This window comes from Acinetobacter sp. YWS30-1, assembly GCF_033558715.1.
Lineage (GTDB): Bacteria > Pseudomonadota > Gammaproteobacteria > Pseudomonadales > Moraxellaceae > Acinetobacter.
This window is the reverse complement of record NZ_CP114606.1, coordinates 1492128-1510483: the sequence shown is the minus strand read 5'-3', so window position 1 is coordinate 1510483 and position 18356 is coordinate 1492128. Positions and strand designations below refer to the sequence as shown.

The window sequence follows — 18356 nt, the reverse complement described above, 5'->3', positions numbered from 1 at the left end:
AATGGAAGAATCAATTGTGTATTTGCAACTAAAAACTCCGATTAGAACGACGTATTAAACTTGATTCCGCCTACCCAGACATTTTCACCGTCTTTATATGCGCCGACATGATGGACATATTGCAGGTTTGGACGGATGGTTAGCCAGTTAGTTGCATGAATGCCGTAATAGATTTCCGCATCGACTTCTTCACTACGGTTACCCAATACATCATTGTTCATATTAATCCGGGCAACACCCAAAGCAATTTCATCCTGTGGACGGGCATCCATCGCACCTTTGTAGACAAGACCGATATTTTGCATATCACTAACTTGGTTGGTTTTAGAGTCATGAACAGTGACGTTCACGAAACCGCTTAAACCACGTGATGTATCCCCTTGATGTGAAGTCAGCTGTTGCTTAGCTACAATCCACCCCCCGTGATGATGACCATTTTGGGTTTGTTCATCTTGTAGAGTCACGCCATCAAATATTTTGGCATCAGCGGTACTGTAGTAATACCCGGCACGATATTCACCTGGCAGTTTTTGCTCACCCAGTTTCGGTGTCCACACCACTTCTGCAGGAATGATCGCGCCTTTAGATCCGTCTGTGCTCAGGTTAAAGCCTTTGCCACGATTCTCAGCATTTTCAGGATTGTATTCATAAACCCCTACCTGAGTATAAACTTCCGGGGTAAGGCTATATTTAACCCGCGTAGCCCATTGAGAAACTGGCCAGTTATACCATTGATCCCCTACCCAGTTACCCACTTGTGAACCGCACAATGCCAGATTCTGGAAGTCACAATCAAAACTGTTAAAGTCTTCACCTTCACCAAAACGTCCGACTTTTACATCCAGTTTTTGATCCAAGAATTGTTTCTTGATCCAGAAATCTGTTAGACGCCAAGTTTGACCGCGCCCCCATACTTCCTGAACTGAACTTAAATGTCCTGTAAGCGCATCAGAAGTATTCGAAAGGTTGCGACCATCGCGATGAGTTACTGTAATTTGTGCTTCAGTGTCTTGCCAGCCAGCAATTTTTTCCAGATCCAGATGAGTACCCAGGTTTAACTGACCTGTATATTCTGTGCCATGGCTATTTGAGCGTTTCGCGTCAAGTAAAGTTGCCATTTCACCTGTATATCCAAAGCTAAAATCATAGCCCTGCTCTTGAAGCTGAATACGTTGACCATTCCAGTCACCCAACATCCACGGACTTTCTGCACTAAATGCATCAGCGGCCTGAGTAGTTGTATTTGCCAATAGCAATCCAACTAAGGATGTATAGACAGCCTTAGATAAGGGAGAAATAGACATTAAATGCTTCACCTTAATTACGTTTTTACTAAATATAGTACACTCATTTAATTTTTTAGTTTCAAATAATGAAGGAAAAGTATTAATAATGTTATGAAGTTTAGCTAATCTAATCCTTTTGTTAATTTTAATTTAAGAAAATTTTAAATTTTAAATTCAATAATTTAAGAGGAATTAAATATAATATTAATAAAAATAATACTATCTATAAATAATTTTTCTACATCAGTTCTTTTGTACAAAAAATTACCAATTCGAATTGTGTAATAAAAAAATACCTGGCCTTTTTGCTTATTTTTTATACTAAAATTTAATGGTCGTCGCTTTTCTATTCTTGGGTTTCTTAGCGAGGAAAATTGAGAAAAAACTAGATCTATTTATATCAAATAATGTGTCATTTCTTACTGGAAAAAAATGCTTTAATTTATGAATATTTTAATATCAAGCTAATATTAAACTGCTCGAATGGGATGACTGCTAGATGATTTTTATCATTATTAGCAGCTTTATTCTTCTCAGCTGTATTTTGGTTTTGATGCAATTCTATGAGCTTAGGCAGCATATACAGAACTCTTTAATTGCATGGCTGCCACAAACTAAAAAACAGTTCATCACAATTAAGCAATTTATACATCAATTTAAACTGGCTGGATCTCCAGACTATCTACAATCACATTGGTATTTACAACAATGGTGGATCTTGATTGCAGGATCTATATTATTTATCAGTATCCTGATGTTTTCTTTGACTCGGCCTGTTTCTGCCAGTATGTCTGAGGCACGTTATTTACAAAAAGTCGACCCGCAAATATATGCACTTTTGGAAGGTCAAATTTTGACTCCACCTGAAGAAGTTGATGAAGCTCTCATTCTTGAAGCTTTGCAGGAAGATCAATATGCCCATCAACCGGTAATTTCAGCGCAACGATTTAATTCCAATATTCAGGATATACATTTAAACCACTCTCAAGATCTGAATCAGGCTGATCGCAAATGGCACAAGATGAATCCGCGTTTTAAGCAGCGTTTATTGATGGTATTTAAAATCATGCAGGAACAGTATGGCTATGAACTGGTATTGCTTGAAGGATATCGGAGCCCAGAAAGACAGAACTCACTGGCGGCCAATAGTAATATTACCCGAGCCAAAGGTTTTCAGAGTTATCACCAGTTTGGTTTGGCTGCAGATATTGCTTTTAAGCGTCATGGCAAAGTAGTAATTAGTGAACGTGATCCATGGGCTATGCGTGGTTACCAGTTATATGGACAGATCGCAGAATCAGTAGGACTCACTTGGGGGGGGACGTTGGAAATCCATTCAGGATTACGGACATACGGAATATCGTATGCCTGGTCTGAAGAAAACTCCTGAAATGGCTTATCAATTAATAAATGAAAGTCAGTTGCAAACTCATGCAATAATATCTCAGCCATAAAGAATGAGCAGAAGGTAAATCTGCTCATCAATATAATTTATTTTTCATCAATAAAATTTTGCATATGCTGCAAAACTTCCGCCGTCTTTTCACCATGTAGCCAGTGCCCTGCATTTTCAATCACTTCAATCTGTGCATGAATAAACTGCTGATTGATGGCTTCAAAATGTTCAGGTTTAGAGATATACGATGAATCTCCACCTCTTAAGAATAATGCTGGAAGTTCATTTTTTTCTATTTTCTCCCAAGCAGTAATATCTTCATAATAATCAAACAGTGCTTGCACATTAAACAACCACTGCCCTTTATTGAATGATTTTAAAAGAAACTGGATGACCATTTCCTCTTGAATATATTCACGCATAATTTTTGCTGCTTCATTCCGTGAAGCAACTTGCGCCTGCTGGACTGCAAACAAGGCTTTAAATATTTCAGAATGATGATTTTCTTGATATTGAATTGGTGTGATATCTAGTACAACCAGTTTTTCAATCTGATCAGGCGCTAGGTCTGCCAGCTTCATGACAATTTTTCCGCCCATCGAATGCCCGACTGCAATAAATTTTTTAATATTTAAACTGGCTAAAGTTTCTAAAATATCTTCGGCCATGATTTGATAATTTACTTCATCAGAATGGCCAGATAAACCATGATTTCTGACATCAATTTGAATCGTAGTTGTCTGCTCTGAAAAATGCCTAGCTAGCATACCTAAATTACTTAAACTACCAAATAAACCATGAATAAATACTATTGGTGCTAAAGTTGATGTTTCATAGGTTTGTGTTTGATAATTCAGGATCATTTGAGAATTCCGTGATTTCTTATGTTAAGTGTTAATAGTGGAGTTATATTGGAAGTTAATCAATCGCCAATGACAAAAATTAAAATTTTGCTTAGGCTATTTTGATTAAAGTAAAATCTGCTTAAGCTAAATTGCAATATCTGCTCATAATTGAGTGTCACACTAGATCATTAATAAAAAAAATATTTTAAAATTTTTAGGAAATATATGAGTTTTAGAGGTTTATTTGATATTAAGTTTTAATTATGGGATATGGATTTTGCGAGAATAAATATAAAGTAGAAAATTGCTTAGGCTATTTTAGCGTGCAATGATTTTACCGCCCTTCGTTTGAGTAAAAAAGAAACACATAAATATTTAATATTTCTTAATAAATTTCAAAAGTAGCTGATATATACCCGGTAAAATTTGTATATAAATAGATTTTTATAAAGTTTATTTAATGAGTAATTTAAAAAGCACTGAAATCCTTATGCTACGTATCAGAGTATTTATGCATTTTATAAGCAAGCTGAGAGTCGAAAAAACGAGCTAATTTTTTGGCCCTACCCTTTTGATTCATATACCTTCATTCAGGCCAACATCCCTAAATAAGATATGAATATTTAATTTCATTAGCTTCTATATGCTTCATATCTGATAGTTTAAAGTAGTGTATAAAATGTATTCTAAGGCTATCTTATGAACAATTTAGTTAAAAAAAGTATTAAATTCTTAGTGGAACAAGACGTTGTTGAATCAGCAGAATGTGTAATAGCAGAAGCGGGTTTAACTCCAGCAGAATTGATCACGATAGTTTATGGTGAAATTGTTCGAACAGGTCAAATACCTATTATCCCTCAAGTAGGAACTAAGGATTTCAATATAGCTCGATTAACAGCAGCGAGTTACTCTATTCCAACTGTCAAAGTTTCCATTCCAGAACAGAAGGATGCATTTTTAAATGATGATGGTGGCTATTAAAACTCAAGACGATGCTCTTGCTTTTATAGCTTAATTACACTTCCCTACTCTTACAAAATATTGCGGTGGTCATACCTGAATTATTCATGCTCTGTGCTTGTCGATCCAGAAAGCTTTTAGCAATCATCGCCATTGTGGACGCCATATTGAGTTCATGATTTTCTTCAGAAACTTTTTGAATCTCTTCATAAGCCGTTAAACGCTGGCAGAATGCCTGACGTTGACTTTGTGCATCTGCATTCTGATCTGGCTCATCTAAAATATGTTTGGTTTCATTGACTATTTTTGTTTGTTTGGCAATAAACTGATCATAGTCCGCTTGTGAAAGCTTTTCGGCAAAAGCCATATTGTTCAATTGCATGCAAATAAAGAAAGTACATATTAAAGATGAGGATTTGATCATTTCGAAGGTCTTCTTTTAGTTTTCTTCTTTCCAGACATCTTCATAATCATCTGCATCAATCATGAAGCGGTAGCCCTGCTCTAAAGCCAGATAAGGTAAAACTTCAGGGGCGATATCCTGTAACTCACGCACAGTCATGGTTTCAAAAGCATCTTCATTTGAAGCCAGTTCACCACCATAAATATACCAGCTAATATTTTCTTCTGTTTCAGGCTTTCTACGGATTCCGACAATTGGATCCTGCTTCAGGGTATGTACAGCCACTGCAACGACATCATCACCACTTACTTCTACATAGGCAGAACCGACCTCTTCACACAGCAATTTCTGCTCTGCAATCAGTTCCTGTAATGGTGATAACTTCTGCGTGTTTTTCGACATTCGGTTTGACTCATTAAATTCTTTAAATACCGCTTTAGTTTAGCCTAGTTTTAAAAAATCTAATGCGTATTTTTATAAACAACCTGGAGATCTGTCCTTAAAAATGATTAAAGACAGATCGGAAATTAAGCTTATTGGAAAACTTTGAAGCGTTGATCATCTTCCAGATAATCTTTCGCACGTGCTTCACCTTCAACTGAACCAAATACCAGTTGAGCACGAAGTTTCCAGTTTTCTGGAATATCCCACTCTGCATGAACCTGCTCATCTACTATCGGATTATAGTGTTGTAAAGATGCACCCAAGCCTTCAGTATGCAATGCTGTCCAGGTAGAGAACTGAGCAATAGCAGTTGAATGTTCTGCCCAGATTGGGAAATTCTCGGCATAAGATGGGAATTGCTCTTGCAAGCCTTTTACTACATTTTGATCTTCAAAGAATAAAACTGTACCCGTACCTGCAGCAAAGGTTGCCATTTTTGCAGTCGTTTTTGCAGCACTTTCTTCATCTTTGGCATAGCTTTTTAATTTATCAGCGACAAAACCCCAGAATTTTTCATGTTCGCCATTAAATAAAATAACGGCGCGAGATGATTGCGAGTTAAAAGATGACGGACTTTGCTTGATCGCATTTTGAATCAAATCAGTTAAATATTCAGGAGACTGTTCTACATTTTTACCAATGGCATAAATAGTACGGCGTTTTGTAATTAAATCTAAAAACTGATTCGACATTCGGTTAAATCCTTGGATATATCTTCGGGAAAACTGGAACCTTCACTTATTTTTATGAAGGAATTCTAATGAATAAGAATTCTGTGATTCATTTACTCACAAGTACTGATAGCTTAAAAAAATATGACTGGAATAGCTATATTATTAAAGCAATATCTTTATATATTCTTTTGATAAAGAATAGTTTTTTAATTTATTTTTTATCAAACGATAAAATAAATGCCCTTTTCTGAGCCAATTTCTGTTTTAAAATAAGTCACCATGTTCAATGATGTAGCAGAAAGTTGTTTTGATGATAAATATAGAAATTTGCTTAGGCTATTTATTGTCATAAGGGAAATGTCAATCCTTAGAAATCGCTATAAAAAAATCATCCCCCAATTTGGAGGATGAAATTGAATGAATCAGCTTAAATTTTCTTAGAATTTAGCATTAAGCACTTGAGCAGAGACTTTATTTTTCCAAAGATCACGTAAGGTTGGTAAATAGAATTTTTCACCCAGTTCTACCAGTTCAGCATCAATCAAGCCATGCACATCATGCATAAATAGATAATCCAGATCCACACTAGAAAGCTTAAGATGTTTCTTCTGATATTCTCTGCGTTTTTGCTGCGCCTCTTTCACCAACTGATCTGCAAATGTCTTATCTTTATACTGGGTGATCGCATTTAAACGCAATTCAATAATGCCCCACCCTGTTAATAACATCTGAAATGTCTCAAAGTCCTGAGTGGTTGATTCCCAGGTCATTTCATCAAGATTTTCATTTTCCGGGAGAACAGGTAAAAGAAGTTCCATTACACTTGGAAAAATCTTTTTAAAATTCAGAATAAATTTAACAGGATGCTCACCTGGATAATCCTTGAATTGAACCTTTTTTTGAACATCTGTTAAATAAATATCAAGCATTAAATTTTCCTTAAACAACCTGCCATTTTATGGATGTTTATTCATATGCTATAGAAACTCATGCGGAATAAACGACAAAACAGCAGTAAAAACGAACTGCATTTTAGCAGCTATATACGCTTATTCAATGTTAATTCGGTATGAGAAGCCATGAGGATAGGCTTTAGCACTAAAAAAACTTCAATAGTTATCTCTAACCATCCTTCTAATACGATTTCACCCGTAATTTTAGATTCTTTCTTTTATTTGCTCATGAATCTATAAAATTAAGAACTTCTGATGAGGAGAATAAAAAAGCCCACTCATAGAGCAGGCTTAATAAATATTTATAATTTTGAGTTAATCTATCTCACCAGTTTTGCCGGTTCCCATACATTCGATACACTGTTTAGCTTCCACAACGTTATAGCCGGTACCGCTACAGCTGCTACACTTCTTTTTTGTATAATCTGGATATAAATCCTCATCTGGATAGGGTTCGTCCAGATCAAAATCATCATCAAAGTCAGTCATCACCCTTACCTCATTTTTCTAGTTATCAGGGAATTTCTATTAGTAATCCGTCATTGCATATCTGTCAAAACATGAACGATAGATGGTTCATAGCATTTAATAAGCAAGCTTAATTGAATGAGAATTTTCCAGAAAAAACATGTGCAATTGATTTTATTAAAATTTGTATGAATAATCCTTAGATATTATAAAGCCCTCATTTAGAGGGCTTTATTATTTAACCATAATTAGAAGACTTATTTTACGTTTGGAGCCACCATATTTTCAGGGCGAACCACCTGATCGAACTGTTCTGCAGTTACCAATCCGAGTTCTACTGCGACCTGTTTTAAGGTTTTACCTTCTTTATAGGCGGTCTTGGCCACTTTAGCTGCATTCTCATAACCAATGACTGGATTCAATGCAGTGACCAGCATTAATGAATCATGCAGGAAGTGCTCAATCTTGTCACGGTTAGGCTCGATTCCGACTGCACAGTTATCGTTAAAGCTGTTACATGCATCGCCAAGCAGTTGGATTGACTGCAACAGGTTATAAGCAATCACTGGCATAAAGACATTCAGCTCAAAATTCCCTGATGCACCGGCCACATTAATCGTCGTATCATTCCCTAAGACTTGGGCAACTACCATAGTCATGGCTTCACTTTGAGTCGGGTTCACCTTACCCGGCATAATACTTGAACCCGGTTCATTTTCAGGAATACGTAATTCACCAAAACCACAACGTGGTCCACTCGCCAACCAGCGAATATCATTGGCAATTTTATTCAGGCTAACCGCTAAAGTCTTTAAAGCACCTGAAGCAAAAACTGCTGCATCACGGCCGGCCAAAGCTTCGAACTTGTTAGGAGCGGTGACAAAAGGCAAGCCTGTTAATTTAGCCAGAGTATCCGCAGCTTTAACAGCATAATCTGGATGTGCATTGAGGCCTGTACCGACGGCGGTTCCGCCTAATGGCAGTTCATATAACCCTTGCAAAGCCTGATACAGTCGAATTAAAGCATGATCCAGTTGAGAGACATATCCACTGAATTCCTGACCTAAAGTTAAAGGTGTGGCATCCTGAAGATGGGTACGACCGATTTTTACAATCTCGGTAAATTCCTGAGATTTGGCATGCAAGGTATCACGTAAACGTGTCACTGCCGGTATTAGCAGTTCATTGATCTGTAAGCTAGCTGCTACATGAATCGCAGTCGGAAAAGAGTCATTGGTCGATTGAGCGCGGTTGACATGATCATTTGGATGCACAGGCTTTTGTGCACCTAAAGGATTACCCAGCTTCTGGTTAGCAATATTGGCAATCACTTCATTACAGTTCATGTTACTTTGCGTGCCCGAACCGGTTTGCCATACCACTAGCGGGAACTGGCTATCCCATTGACCGCTGATCACTTCATCCGCAGCACCGATGATATAGGTCGATAACTCATGAGGAATCTGGTTTAACTCGGCATTGGTGATCGCAGCTGCTTTCTTGACCAAGCCCATGGCACGAATCATGGCGCGTGGCAAATGCTCATTGCCAATATTGAAGTTCTGTAGACTACGCTGAGTTTGTGCGCCCCAAAGTGCTTCACTCGGTACAGCGACTTCTCCCATCGTGTCATGTTCAATACGTGTTTGCATGCTCAACCTCAATTGTTATTCCATGTTTTACTCATTTAGACAGCAGCTTCAATGCTGTACTCTATTCATCTTAATGAGTTTGATTAATTTTGCAAATGATAATTATTATCAATAATTAACTTGTAGGATTCTTAATCACTGCCCTCTTAACGTATTCTGATAGAACAGCCATTCATCCTCTAACATTTTCCTTAAGGTATAGCGTGGCTGCCAATGTAACAACTGTTGGGCTTTATCCGTATTAGCACCCAGTTGATCCATTTCGGCATGTGGATATGGCAAAGCATCTACTATAGGAACAGCAGATTGGGTGACTTCTGCAACCTGATCCAGCAAAGTCTGCATTGAAATTAGCTCTCCAGCAATATTAAAGGCTTCGCAAGTCCATTGTTGCTGTTGAGACAGCCAATGTAGCGACTTGAATACCGCATCACAGACATCCATCACATGTAGAAAACTACGTTCTACTGTATAGTCTTCGGTCTTGGCCTGACGGCGCAATTCCAGATATTCACGCTGCTTCGCAGCCACCTGCATGGCCAGAGGCACAATATTCTTTGGTAAAGGTGGCACCCATTCACCTAAAATGCCATTTTCAAAAGCACCCGCGACATTGGAAAGACGTAACATCGCAATACGCCATTCATTATCCGTCTTGGCAGTATCCCGGATGATTTCTTCCACCATCTGCTGTGATTTAATATAAGGATTTGGATAAGTGTAATTGAAAGCCTGATCTTCTTTTAAATCCGTTCCGGAATGGCCATATACAGCCAATGAAGACAAATGCACCAGATTGCGTACTCCAGTACGCTGCATGGCACGCATCAAGCTCATGATACAGCTGACATTATCATTATAATATTCAAGTGGTTTTAAAACTGATTCTTCTAATGATTTAAAGCTGGCAGTATGAATGACAGCCTGTACTGAATTCTGTTCAAAAACTTTATTTAATGCTGGAGTGTTACGGATATCAATTTTGACAAAAGGCACATAGCGGCCGGAAATAAATTCAAGGCGTTCTAAGGTCTGTAGACTGGCATTGGCCAGATTATCGACCACAATGACCTCTAGTCCTTGTGCCATCAGACTTAAAGCAATATGTGAGCCTAAAAAGCCTAAACCACCCGTCACTAAAATCATTGTATACTACCTACTTTCTTTGTAGCCAAGATCATCATCCCGCGTTGATCAAGCCTGTAGTGAATTTCGATGAGCACCTTAATTCTTGTTACCTCCGCACCGACTTCTATTTATGCCTGGCATGCGCTTGGACTCGCCCAAGCTTTACAACATAAACAGGAAGCTTTCCGTGTATTTTTCTATCAAGATGGCGTGTCGGTCGCAAATGCATTGCAATGGGTGCCCGACGACCAGCGTCATCTCACACGTTCCTGGCAGGATCTGAAGATCCGCTTACCCGTTTGTGTCAGTGCAGCCTTAGCGCGTGGGATTACAGATCAGGAAAATGCTCAACGTCACAATATTCAGCAACATAATCTTGCTGATGGTTTTGAATTGGTCGGTCTAGGCGAGCTTGCTGATGCTGTTCAGTCCTCACAACGTCTAATTCAATTCTAGATGCTTCATTTTTCAGGATGTGTTGCTTTTAAAAGGAATCTTGTGTGAAATCTGTACTTGTTATATTAACCCAAGCCAACCTAAACAGCTTACAGGTGCATGAAAGCCTGTCTGCCACGATGGTACTGGCGACCTTCGGCGCTGAAGTTAAAGTATTACTCCAAGGCGCGGCCTTGAGTCTTTTACGTTCTGAGCTCCAGTTTGACCAGCTTAAACATGCCTTTAAACTGGCTTCAAATCTGGTGGATAGTTTCGAATTTTATGACCTGACCCCAATTCTGGTTGAGCAGAAAAATCAGGACTCTCCTTTTGTAAAGCAAAGCGAGCAGGAGATTGAGTTGATTGAACTCAATTCAGAATTCGTTCAAAAATTTGATCACGTATTGTATTGGTAAGGACAAAGGATAAATAAATGTCAGATCAAACCCTTTACCTGATCCAGTCAGATTATGCAGCGACGGCGTCAGTCCTTGATCAATTAGCACAGCTCCATGCTTTAGATAATCAGGTGGTCCTGATGGGAGAATCTGTGCTGTATCTGGACCATGCCTTCGTACAGCAACTACCGCAAGTTTATATCCTAAAAAATGATGCAGAAATTCTGATCTCACCTTTATCGGAAAATGTTGCTTTACTCGACTACTCCGAATTTGCAGATCTATGTCTGAAATTTAGTCGTTGCATCTCAATGAAATAATCCATGAGTCACATATGAATCTAGAACTGGACCAAGATGGTCATTTAGTCGATTACACCATCTGGAATGAAGACGTTGCCCAAGTACTGGCAGATACACTAGAACTTCAACTTACTCCTTGGCATTTTGAAGTGCTACAGGCAGTCCGTCAATTTTATCAGCAGTTTGGGCATTCTCCTGCAACCCGTCCGCTAATTAAGTTTTTGATGAAGACAGTCAGCCCGGAAATTAACAATGCCTTATTGCAGGAAAAGTTTAATACGGGTTTAGTGGCACGTCATTTAAGCCGACTGGCTGGTATCCCGAAACCCGCGAACTGCTTATAAGTTTTAATCTAAAAAATGAATGAAGAAGAAGTCCGTTTCTACGGGCTTTTTCTTATTAAGCTTATCTATGATCTGTATTCACAACTAAATAAAGCTTTAAACCGGAAGATTAAAAACTTTTCTGATCCAATGCATTTAAGGCTTGATCAAGCTGTGGAGAGATTTCAGGCAGAACTTTCTGCAAAAATTCTATTTGAGCTCTCGCCTCTTCCGGAGCAACGACCCGGGCATTCACCAGATTCTGCTGCTGTACCAGCAAATGATCTAGCTGGCGATAGTCTGGCTTTTCACCTTGACTTAAGCCATTCATCATTTGGGTAAAATCCAGATAAAGCTGGTCTCTCTGTTGTAATAAGACCTGCTGTTCAGAATCCACTTCCGAGTGTCTAGCCGTTCTTGCCGGTACAGCTGTTTTAGGATTTAAATTCGAAGTAATCAGTGACTTTGCTGGAAAAGTCATCTGATCATCAGGTTTCAGTATATTGAACTCTGCCTTATAGATATCCTTATGAACCTGATAAGCAATCCCAACCAGAATACCGGTCAATAACATTCCCGCCAGCAGATATAAAGTAAGTGTTTTGTTCCTCATATATGCCACCTACAATGCTTAGAGCAACGTTCATAACACATTGCTCTTTTTAAGCCATTATTTGCTACGGTGTAGACCAGTCTGCTGGGGCATAACCGATCCGGACACGCTGTGGATGATTGCCTACAGGTACACTGGTCACTTTATTGCCTGTCGCGAAATCAATTACGGTCACCACATCCGTTTCACTTTCTGAAATGATACAGCTACGGCCATCCGGACTTCGGGTAGCCCAGTATGGCTTACCTGCAGGAATCAATTTTCCGGCAGTCAGACTCTGACGGTCGACAATGGTGGCGTAATTATCCATCGTGCCCGCAACACAGAGCTTCTCACCATCAGCACTGATCGATAAACCATGATGGCGGGAATCATTCACCCATTTGGTACGATCTTTGGGAATGCTATCGCTACCTGGCAACTGCCCAATACGGGTCACTTTATTCTGGTTTAAGTCATACTCAATCAAACCATTAAAAAATGATACCTGAGCATAGAGTTTACTTTCATCCTTGCTAAAGACCATCGGCCGCACTGAATTAGATAAATCTTTTCGACCAAACGCATCCAATGCCGGTCTAAAGTCAATTTTCTTAAGCACCTGATGGGTATTGGCATCTGCAATGGTGATATAGCGTTTACCCTTGGTGAAATCCTGCCACTGCGCATCAAGAGAGGTTTCTACATTACCAATGGCCGAGTTCAGAATTTTTCTGCCATTATCAAAGTAGATATTTTCATGCGGTTTATCACCCGTCGCAAATCGACCAAGTTCCTTACCAGTATGAATATCCAGTACATGCACCACATTTCCGGAAGATGCGGAAACCGCGACACGCTGGCCATCTGGTGAAACTGCCATATGATCCGCGCGGAAGCCTTCAACTGGAGTACGCCAGTTAATTTTGCCTGTCTTGATGTTGATAGAGACCACATCGGCAAAACTTGGACGGGATGCGACCACTGACTGTCCATCTGGCGTGGAGTACATATCGTCGACCAGCTGATCATTACCTTCACCCGCAGTAGCTTGAATATAGGTATAGGCAATCAGTTTAATGGGATTGAGGTGAATCTCTTTCAGACGCTCCTTACGATCAGGAATCATGTTGATCACACCAACCTTGCCAAAGTCACCTGAAGATCGAATCACTGTAACTGTTCCATCCCAGTTATTACCCACAAAGAAAACTTGCTGGGAATTGGGCGGTTGAGGCAAGGTAGACGAATCTGCCTGTGCAGTTGAAAAGACTGAGAGCATGGCCATCGCGGACAAGCTCATACAGAACCGTGATAATCGTTTTTTCTGGATTTCCATGCGGTATTCTCCATATTTTCTATTTTATTGTTTTTATCTTTGTTCAATCCACAGTCAGGCCGTGGATCTCAATCATCCACTATACAATGAAGAAAAAACCATGCTGAATTTTCCGACAGAATTTTCCGACAGAATAGAAATATGAGAACCCAAAAAAGTTGAAGCATCCATTGATATGAACGCTTCTCAGTAAGATAGTTTTATTGAAAAATGCTTTGAACTTTAGACATCCAATACATCAACGAATTGAGCATCTAGAACCTTAGCTAGGTCCGCAGGTTTTAAACCAATATCCAGACCGCGTTTACCCCCACTGACATAGATTTTATTCAGCTGTTCTGCAGATGCATCAATGACAGTTTTCAGGCGTTTTTTCTGCCCAACCGGACTAATCCCACCGACAAGATAACCGGTTAGACGTTCTGCCTGTTTGGGATCAGCCATTTGTAGCTTTTTACAACCAAAGGCTGATGCTACTTTTTTCAGGTTTAACTGATGGTTGACTGGAAGAACTGCTACAAAATACTGCTTCTCATCCGTGACTAATAAAGTTTTGAATACTTCTTCTACTGCTAGTCCTAACTTTTCTGCCGCTTCCAGACCAAAGCTTTTGGCATTAGCATCATGTTCATATTCGTGAATGCTATATTCAATTTTTTGAGATTTTAATAATTTGCATGCAGGTGTCATAACAGCTTCGATAGTATTTTGACGGGATCTTCATTATAGCTTATCAAGTCTGCTTGGGTTTTATTCTGTGATTCTGAATAGCTTATATAATCAATATGTGTTCAAAATACAATCAGATACCATTAGCTTTTAATCCAGAATATCTATTCATATTGCACTTTAACTGAACTTAACTATCCCATTTATCATTGTAATTCCGCATACCATCTTGTTCTTAAGCTTAAAAATTCATCATTTAAAAACATAGGCAACATTCAGATGAATAACAACGCCTATACATGAAGTGCCATTTTGCCAATGTTATTGAGTGAACATAAAGAATGACAAATAAAGGTAAGCTTTAGAAAATTGAGCACATTCGTCAATATTAGATGAGGCCAGTAAAAGATTAATGAAGAATCATAAGTTTTTAATTTTACTTTTACGGCCAGTCTCATTTAGCCAATGTTCAGTAGCAATGAGCCTATCTCTTTTTGCAGAAAGATAATGTGTTATTTGCTTTACTAGCGACATAAAATCCATTTAATACTACACTTCAGTTCATACCATTTATCAAATAACTTTTTGATTTTTATTCCAAGTTTGATATTTTAGTTTGCAGAATAATGAATAGAATAAACATTTGATTCATCCAAAAGTATAATGAAAACCCGGTCTTTTACCGATCACCACAATTTTTGATATGAGCAGAGACTTCGAGTAATAATTTTTATTTTTGACAAGCCATTGCCGAATAAACACTCAATTTAAAAGAATTATGAATAAACATTGAGGTCTAACTTACACAGCATAAATGTAACAATTCAGCCAATTCATCTAAAATATAAAAATGATGTAAAAGACGAAGATTTGGTAGTTTTGAACATTGCTAAATGCTTGCAAAGTTTTCATTATATGGCCACTGCGTGGTACATGCTTTTCTATGTCAATTCAAAGAAATTATAAAAATAATGTAGGAATTCATGCCATAATAGGCGAAGTTTGTAGACATCTTGCAAACCTATCCTGAAACTTTTTAACTGGAGCACCATAGATGACTTCGACCATTTTGGTTATTCATGGACCGAATTTAAATTTGCTAGGAAAGCGCGAACCCGAAGTTTATGGTTATTTAACTCTAGAAGATATTAATCAGCAGCTCACTGCTCAGGCTGAAAAAGCTACTTTACAACTTGACACTTTCCAGAGCAACTGGGAAGGCGCAATTGTTGACCGAATTCATCAAGCCCAACAAGACGGCGTGCAATATATCATTATTAATCCTGCTGCCCTGACACATACCTCAGTTGCAGTTCGTGATGCACTTCTTGGCGTGGCAATCCCGTTTATTGAAGTCCACCTGTCTAACGTCCATGCACGTGAGGCATTCCGACATCATTCATATCTATCCGATAAAGCTATTGGCGTGATCTGTGGTCTAGGTGCAAAAGGCTATGCTGCCGCACTCGACTATGTCATTGAAAAAATACAATCTTCTAAACAATCTTAATTAGGAATACTGTCTCATGGATATCCGTAAAATCAAGAAGCTCATCGATTTGATGATTGAATCTGACTTACAGGCGATTGAAGTTAAGGAAGGTGATCAGTCGATTGCTCTGACTCGTCGTAATCCAGTAGTTGCAGCAGCTGTTCCTGCAATGCCTGCACCTGCAGCTGACGTCCCTGCAGCTAAATCTCCTCGTGGTGCAGTTGAAAAATCTCCAATGGTTGGCGTGTTCTATGCGGCTCCAAGCCCAGGCGAAGCACCTTTTGTAAAAATTGGCCAAACTGTTTCTGCTGGCGAAACACTGGGTATCATTGAAGCAATGAAAATCATGAACCCGATTGAAGCAACTCAAAGCGGCGTGATTGAAGAAATTCTGGTGAAAAATGGTGAAGTGATTCAGTTTGGTCAGCCACTTTTCCGTTACCGCGCCTAATCACTTCGGGGATTCATAATGTTGCAAAAAGTTTTAATTGCAAACCGAGGTGAGATCGCCTTGCGCATCGCCCGAGCTTGCAAAACTTTAGGAATTAAAACAGTCGGTGTCTATTCAGACGCTGACAAAGACCTGATGCACTTACGCTTCTGTGACGAAGCCGTGTGTATTGGTCCTGGCGCAAGTAGCGACAGTTACCTGAATATTCCAGCCCTGATTACAGCTGCTGAAATCACCAGCGCAGATGCCATCCACCCTGGTTATGGCTTCCTGTCTGAAAATGCTGAATTTGCTGAAATCGTAGAAAGCTCTGGTTTTATCTTCATTGGTCCACGTCCAGAACATATTCGCCTGATGGGGAACAAGGTTTCTGCGATTATTGCCATGAAAAAAGCGGGTGTACCAACTGTACCTGGCTGTGATCATGCGGTGACGATTCACAATGCGCTTGCTGAAGCCAAAGAAATTGGTTTCCCGCTCATCGTGAAAGCGGCTTCCGGTGGTGGTGGTCGTGGTATGCGTATCGTAGAACGTGTGGATACCCTGCTTGAATCAGTACAAGCTGCGCAGCGTGATGCTGAAATGTGGTTTGGCGATGACACGGTTTATATGGAACGTTTCCTGCAAAAACCGCGTCACGTCGAAGTACAGGTTCTAGGCGACGGTAATGGTCATGCGATCCACCTGTATGACCGTGACTGTTCTTTACAGCGTCGTCACCAGAAAGTACTTGAAGAAGCGCCAGCGCCTAACCTGCCAGAACAGGCTCGTACTGACATTCTTGAGGCCTGTGTCAATGCTTGTAAATTGATGCAATATCGTGGTGCCGGTACATTTGAGTTCCTGTTTGAAGAAGGCGAATTCTTCTTTATCGAAATGAACACCCGTGTTCAGGTAGAACACCCTGTGACTGAAATGGTCACCGGTATCGACATCATTGAACAGCAGTTACGTATTGCGGCTGGCTTAGGTCTGGATATCCAGCAAGAAGATGTACGTGTTCAAGGTCATGCGATCGAATGCCGTATCAATGCAGAAGATCCATCGAACTTTATGCCATCTCCAGGCAAAATCGAGACTTTCTATGCGCCAGGTGGTGCAGGTATCCGTTTAGACTCTCATATCTATCCAGGTTACAGCATCCCACCGTATTATGATTCAATGATTGCCAAGCTAATTGCCCATGGTAAAGACCGTGAAACTGCAATTGCACGTATGAAACAGGCCTTGGATGAAATGATTCTGACAGGTGTGAAAACCAATATCCCATTACACAAAGATCTGATTCTTCAGGATGAAAATTTCTGTGAACAGGCGATGGATATTCACTATCTGGAAAAACATTTGTTGAAGCAGCTTGAAGGTGCTGAAGACAAAGAAAAAGCTTGATCCAGTAATTGATCTAATAAAAAAACCGCTGAATTCAGCGGTTTTTTATATCTAGCCTTCAATCAAGGCAAAATGCGTCGAAGCACAGCAAAACATTGTTCTGCTTTTTCATTGGCACAGAAATTAATGGTATTTGAATTCTGCCACTTCACAAAATACTGCGAAATCTCACCTGACTGATCTACCTGATTGCCGGAACAGTCTTTTTCATTATTGTCGTATTTAACCTGCATAATCAGCGCTGGAATCTGTGCAGCAGGATCTTGTGAAGGCTGATAGTCATACAGCCCTGTGGTCCATTCTGAACCGCTTTTAATCACTACGTTGTTATTGCCTTTAAAATTATAGTATTCAACACATTTCTTATTATCTGGAATTTCCATTCCCCATAGCCCGACAATTTCAGGACGGGTATTAATGGTAAAGGTATTCGGAACTTCGATAGGTTTCGCAATACTATTTGCAGCTTGATTATTATTTTCTGTTGCCATTAGCCAAGATGAGCTCATGAGCAAGACAAGGCTAAGACAGGTTTTTTTCATATTCACAGGCTTCGTTTCAATCCTAATAATTAATTTTAACTTATCATATTTTTCGGGATCATATTCTGCTCTGCATCAGTTTAAATACCGAAATAAAACAAATTTTTATCATTATAGTTTAAAAACATGGATTTCCTTTTTTAATTTTTTTGTATATATTTCGTATACAAACGTATATTGATAACGTAAGTAAAAACAGATTATTCCAAGAATAA

At 39.2% G+C, this 18356-nt stretch carries 21 protein-coding genes and 1 pseudogene; 9 read left to right on the top strand and 13 right to left on the bottom strand.

Annotation, left to right across the window (positions count from 1 at the left end):
* Positions 1–41: 41 nt before the first annotated feature.
* Entirely contained in the window at positions 42–1304 is a 1263-nt protein-coding gene (locus O4M77_RS07075; protein WP_323714061.1) for a carbohydrate porin, read from the bottom strand.
* 481 nt (positions 1305–1785) lie between these two features.
* Between O4M77_RS07075 and O4M77_RS07070 the strand changes: the two are divergent.
* A pseudogene (locus O4M77_RS07070) lies at positions 1786–2740 on the top strand (M15 family metallopeptidase).
* A 37-nt stretch (positions 2741–2777) separates the two neighbouring features.
* On the opposite strand, the gene O4M77_RS07065 reads toward O4M77_RS07070, so the two are convergent.
* Positions 2778–3545 (bottom strand): alpha/beta fold hydrolase, encoded by a 768-nt coding sequence (locus O4M77_RS07065; RefSeq protein WP_323714060.1) that lies wholly within the window; start codon positions 3543–3545, stop codon positions 2778–2780.
* 681 nt (positions 3546–4226) lie between these two features.
* On the opposite strand from O4M77_RS07065, the gene O4M77_RS07060 reads away from it, so the two are divergent.
* Complete coding sequence (locus O4M77_RS07060) at positions 4227–4508, top strand: damage-inducible protein J (RefSeq protein ID WP_323714059.1); 282 nt, start codon at positions 4227–4229, stop codon at positions 4506–4508.
* Between the two features lie 34 nt (positions 4509–4542).
* Here the strand turns inward: O4M77_RS07060 and O4M77_RS07055 are convergent, their stop codons facing one another.
* The 7 genes from O4M77_RS07055 to O4M77_RS07025 all read right to left on the bottom strand — a co-directional run bounded on the left by O4M77_RS07055 (position 4543) and on the right by O4M77_RS07025 (position 10227).
* Positions 4543–4911, bottom strand: a complete 369-nt coding sequence (locus O4M77_RS07055; RefSeq protein WP_034706676.1) for a hypothetical protein — start codon at positions 4909–4911, stop codon at positions 4543–4545.
* A 15-nt stretch (positions 4912–4926) separates the two neighbouring features.
* Entirely contained in the window at positions 4927–5292 is a 366-nt protein-coding gene (locus O4M77_RS07050) for a hypothetical protein (protein ID WP_034706678.1), read from the bottom strand.
* A gap of 131 nt (positions 5293–5423) precedes the next feature.
* Entirely contained in the window at positions 5424–6026 is a 603-nt protein-coding gene (locus O4M77_RS07045) for a nitroreductase family protein (protein WP_034706681.1), read from the bottom strand.
* 419 nt (positions 6027–6445) lie between these two features.
* Positions 6446–6937, bottom strand: coding sequence for a hypothetical protein (locus O4M77_RS07040; protein WP_005235543.1), 492 nt, complete (start codon positions 6935–6937; stop codon positions 6446–6448).
* Between the two features lie 339 nt (positions 6938–7276).
* The gene (locus O4M77_RS07035; protein WP_005235541.1) at positions 7277–7450 is read right to left on the bottom strand and encodes a hypothetical protein; all 174 of its coding nucleotides are present in this window, start codon (positions 7448–7450) and stop codon (positions 7277–7279) included.
* 236 nt (positions 7451–7686) lie between these two features.
* Positions 7687–9081 carry a class II fumarate hydratase gene (gene fumC / locus O4M77_RS07030; RefSeq protein ID WP_323714058.1) on the bottom strand — a complete coding sequence of 465 codons (1395 nt, stop codon included), beginning with the start codon at positions 9079–9081 and terminating at the stop codon, positions 7687–7689.
* Between the two features lie 135 nt (positions 9082–9216).
* The gene (locus O4M77_RS07025) at positions 9217–10227 is read right to left on the bottom strand and encodes an NAD-dependent epimerase/dehydratase family protein (RefSeq protein WP_323714057.1); all 1011 of its coding nucleotides are present in this window, start codon (positions 10225–10227) and stop codon (positions 9217–9219) included.
* A gap of 69 nt (positions 10228–10296) precedes the next feature.
* Between O4M77_RS07025 and tusD the strand changes: the two genes are divergently transcribed.
* The 4 genes from tusD to O4M77_RS07005 are packed head-to-tail and all read left to right on the top strand — an operon-like array spanning position 10297 to position 11688.
* Positions 10297–10665 (top strand): sulfurtransferase complex subunit TusD, encoded by a 369-nt coding sequence (tusD, locus tag O4M77_RS07020; protein WP_166135495.1) that lies wholly within the window; start codon positions 10297–10299, stop codon positions 10663–10665.
* A 44-nt stretch (positions 10666–10709) separates the two neighbouring features.
* Positions 10710–11060 (top strand): hypothetical protein, encoded by a 351-nt coding sequence (locus O4M77_RS07015; protein WP_005235449.1) that lies wholly within the window; start codon positions 10710–10712, stop codon positions 11058–11060.
* Between the two features lie 17 nt (positions 11061–11077).
* Entirely contained in the window at positions 11078–11362 is a 285-nt protein-coding gene (locus O4M77_RS07010) for a hypothetical protein (protein ID WP_180017991.1), read from the top strand.
* A gap of 14 nt (positions 11363–11376) precedes the next feature.
* The gene (locus O4M77_RS07005) at positions 11377–11688 is read left to right on the top strand and encodes a TusE/DsrC/DsvC family sulfur relay protein (protein ID WP_005235445.1); all 312 of its coding nucleotides are present in this window, start codon (positions 11377–11379) and stop codon (positions 11686–11688) included.
* A gap of 109 nt (positions 11689–11797) precedes the next feature.
* Here the strand turns inward: O4M77_RS07005 and O4M77_RS07000 are convergent, their stop codons facing one another.
* The 3 genes from O4M77_RS07000 to ybaK all read right to left on the bottom strand — a co-directional run bounded on the left by O4M77_RS07000 (position 11798) and on the right by ybaK (position 14288).
* The gene (locus O4M77_RS07000; RefSeq protein WP_125279646.1) at positions 11798–12280 is read right to left on the bottom strand and encodes a hypothetical protein; all 483 of its coding nucleotides are present in this window, start codon (positions 12278–12280) and stop codon (positions 11798–11800) included.
* A gap of 64 nt (positions 12281–12344) precedes the next feature.
* Complete coding sequence (locus tag O4M77_RS06995; protein WP_034705621.1) at positions 12345–13598, bottom strand: YncE family protein; 1254 nt, start codon at positions 13596–13598, stop codon at positions 12345–12347.
* A gap of 222 nt (positions 13599–13820) precedes the next feature.
* Entirely contained in the window at positions 13821–14288 is a 468-nt protein-coding gene (gene ybaK, locus O4M77_RS06990; protein WP_159122961.1) for a Cys-tRNA(Pro) deacylase, read from the bottom strand.
* A gap of 1033 nt (positions 14289–15321) precedes the next feature.
* Between ybaK and aroQ the strand changes: the two genes are divergently transcribed.
* Genes aroQ through accC form a run of 3 tightly spaced genes read left to right on the top strand, consistent with a single transcriptional unit; the run spans position 15322 to position 17599 of the window.
* Positions 15322–15777 (top strand): type II 3-dehydroquinate dehydratase, encoded by a 456-nt coding sequence (aroQ, locus tag O4M77_RS06985; protein ID WP_004785950.1) that lies wholly within the window; start codon positions 15322–15324, stop codon positions 15775–15777.
* Between the two features lie 16 nt (positions 15778–15793).
* Positions 15794–16210: an acetyl-CoA carboxylase biotin carboxyl carrier protein gene (gene accB, locus O4M77_RS06980; RefSeq protein ID WP_004785952.1), complete on the top strand. Its 417-nt coding sequence runs from the start codon at positions 15794–15796 to the stop codon at positions 16208–16210.
* 18 nt (positions 16211–16228) lie between these two features.
* A complete protein-coding gene (accC, locus tag O4M77_RS06975) occupies positions 16229–17599 on the top strand; it encodes an acetyl-CoA carboxylase biotin carboxylase subunit (protein ID WP_180053626.1) in 1371 nt (456 codons plus the stop codon).
* A gap of 62 nt (positions 17600–17661) precedes the next feature.
* On the opposite strand, the gene O4M77_RS06970 is transcribed toward accC, so the two are convergent.
* Positions 17662–18108 carry a hypothetical protein gene (locus O4M77_RS06970; RefSeq protein ID WP_171065466.1) on the bottom strand — a complete coding sequence of 149 codons (447 nt, stop codon included), beginning with the start codon at positions 18106–18108 and terminating at the stop codon, positions 17662–17664.
* Positions 18109–18356 lie beyond the last annotated feature (248 nt).

Coding starts and splice junctions, on each gene's coding strand:
- O4M77_RS07075 (WP_323714061.1), bottom strand. CDS start 1,304: ATGTCTATTTCTCCCTTATCTAAGGCTGTCTATACATCCTTAGTTGGA.
- O4M77_RS07065 (WP_323714060.1), bottom strand. CDS start 3,545: ATGATCCTGAATTATCAAACACAAACCTATGAAACATCAACTTTAGCA.
- O4M77_RS07060 (WP_323714059.1), top strand. CDS start 4,227: ATGAACAATTTAGTTAAAAAAAGTATTAAATTCTTAGTGGAACAAGAC.
- O4M77_RS07055 (WP_034706676.1), bottom strand. CDS start 4,911: ATGATCAAATCCTCATCTTTAATATGTACTTTCTTTATTTGCATGCAA.
- O4M77_RS07050 (WP_034706678.1), bottom strand. CDS start 5,292: ATGTCGAAAAACACGCAGAAGTTATCACCATTACAGGAACTGATTGCA.
- O4M77_RS07045 (WP_034706681.1), bottom strand. CDS start 6,026: ATGTCGAATCAGTTTTTAGATTTAATTACAAAACGCCGTACTATTTAT.
- O4M77_RS07040 (WP_005235543.1), bottom strand. CDS start 6,937: ATGCTTGATATTTATTTAACAGATGTTCAAAAAAAGGTTCAATTCAAG.
- O4M77_RS07035 (WP_005235541.1), bottom strand. CDS start 7,450: ATGACTGACTTTGATGATGATTTTGATCTGGACGAACCCTATCCAGAT.
- fumC (WP_323714058.1), bottom strand. CDS start 9,081: ATGCAAACACGTATTGAACATGACACGATGGGAGAAGTCGCTGTACCG.
- O4M77_RS07025 (WP_323714057.1), bottom strand. CDS start 10,227: ATGATTTTAGTGACGGGTGGTTTAGGCTTTTTAGGCTCACATATTGCT.
- tusD (WP_166135495.1), top strand. CDS start 10,297: ATGAGCACCTTAATTCTTGTTACCTCCGCACCGACTTCTATTTATGCC.
- O4M77_RS07010 (WP_180017991.1), top strand. CDS start 11,078: ATGTCAGATCAAACCCTTTACCTGATCCAGTCAGATTATGCAGCGACG.
- O4M77_RS07005 (WP_005235445.1), top strand. CDS start 11,377: ATGAATCTAGAACTGGACCAAGATGGTCATTTAGTCGATTACACCATC.
- O4M77_RS07000 (WP_125279646.1), bottom strand. CDS start 12,280: ATGAGGAACAAAACACTTACTTTATATCTGCTGGCGGGAATGTTATTG.
- O4M77_RS06995 (WP_034705621.1), bottom strand. CDS start 13,598: ATGGAAATCCAGAAAAAACGATTATCACGGTTCTGTATGAGCTTGTCC.
- ybaK (WP_159122961.1), bottom strand. CDS start 14,288: ATGACACCTGCATGCAAATTATTAAAATCTCAAAAAATTGAATATAGC.
- aroQ (WP_004785950.1), top strand. CDS start 15,322: ATGACTTCGACCATTTTGGTTATTCATGGACCGAATTTAAATTTGCTA.
- accB (WP_004785952.1), top strand. CDS start 15,794: ATGGATATCCGTAAAATCAAGAAGCTCATCGATTTGATGATTGAATCT.
- accC (WP_180053626.1), top strand. CDS start 16,229: ATGTTGCAAAAAGTTTTAATTGCAAACCGAGGTGAGATCGCCTTGCGC.
- O4M77_RS06970 (WP_171065466.1), bottom strand. CDS start 18,108: ATGAGCTCATCTTGGCTAATGGCAACAGAAAATAATAATCAAGCTGCA.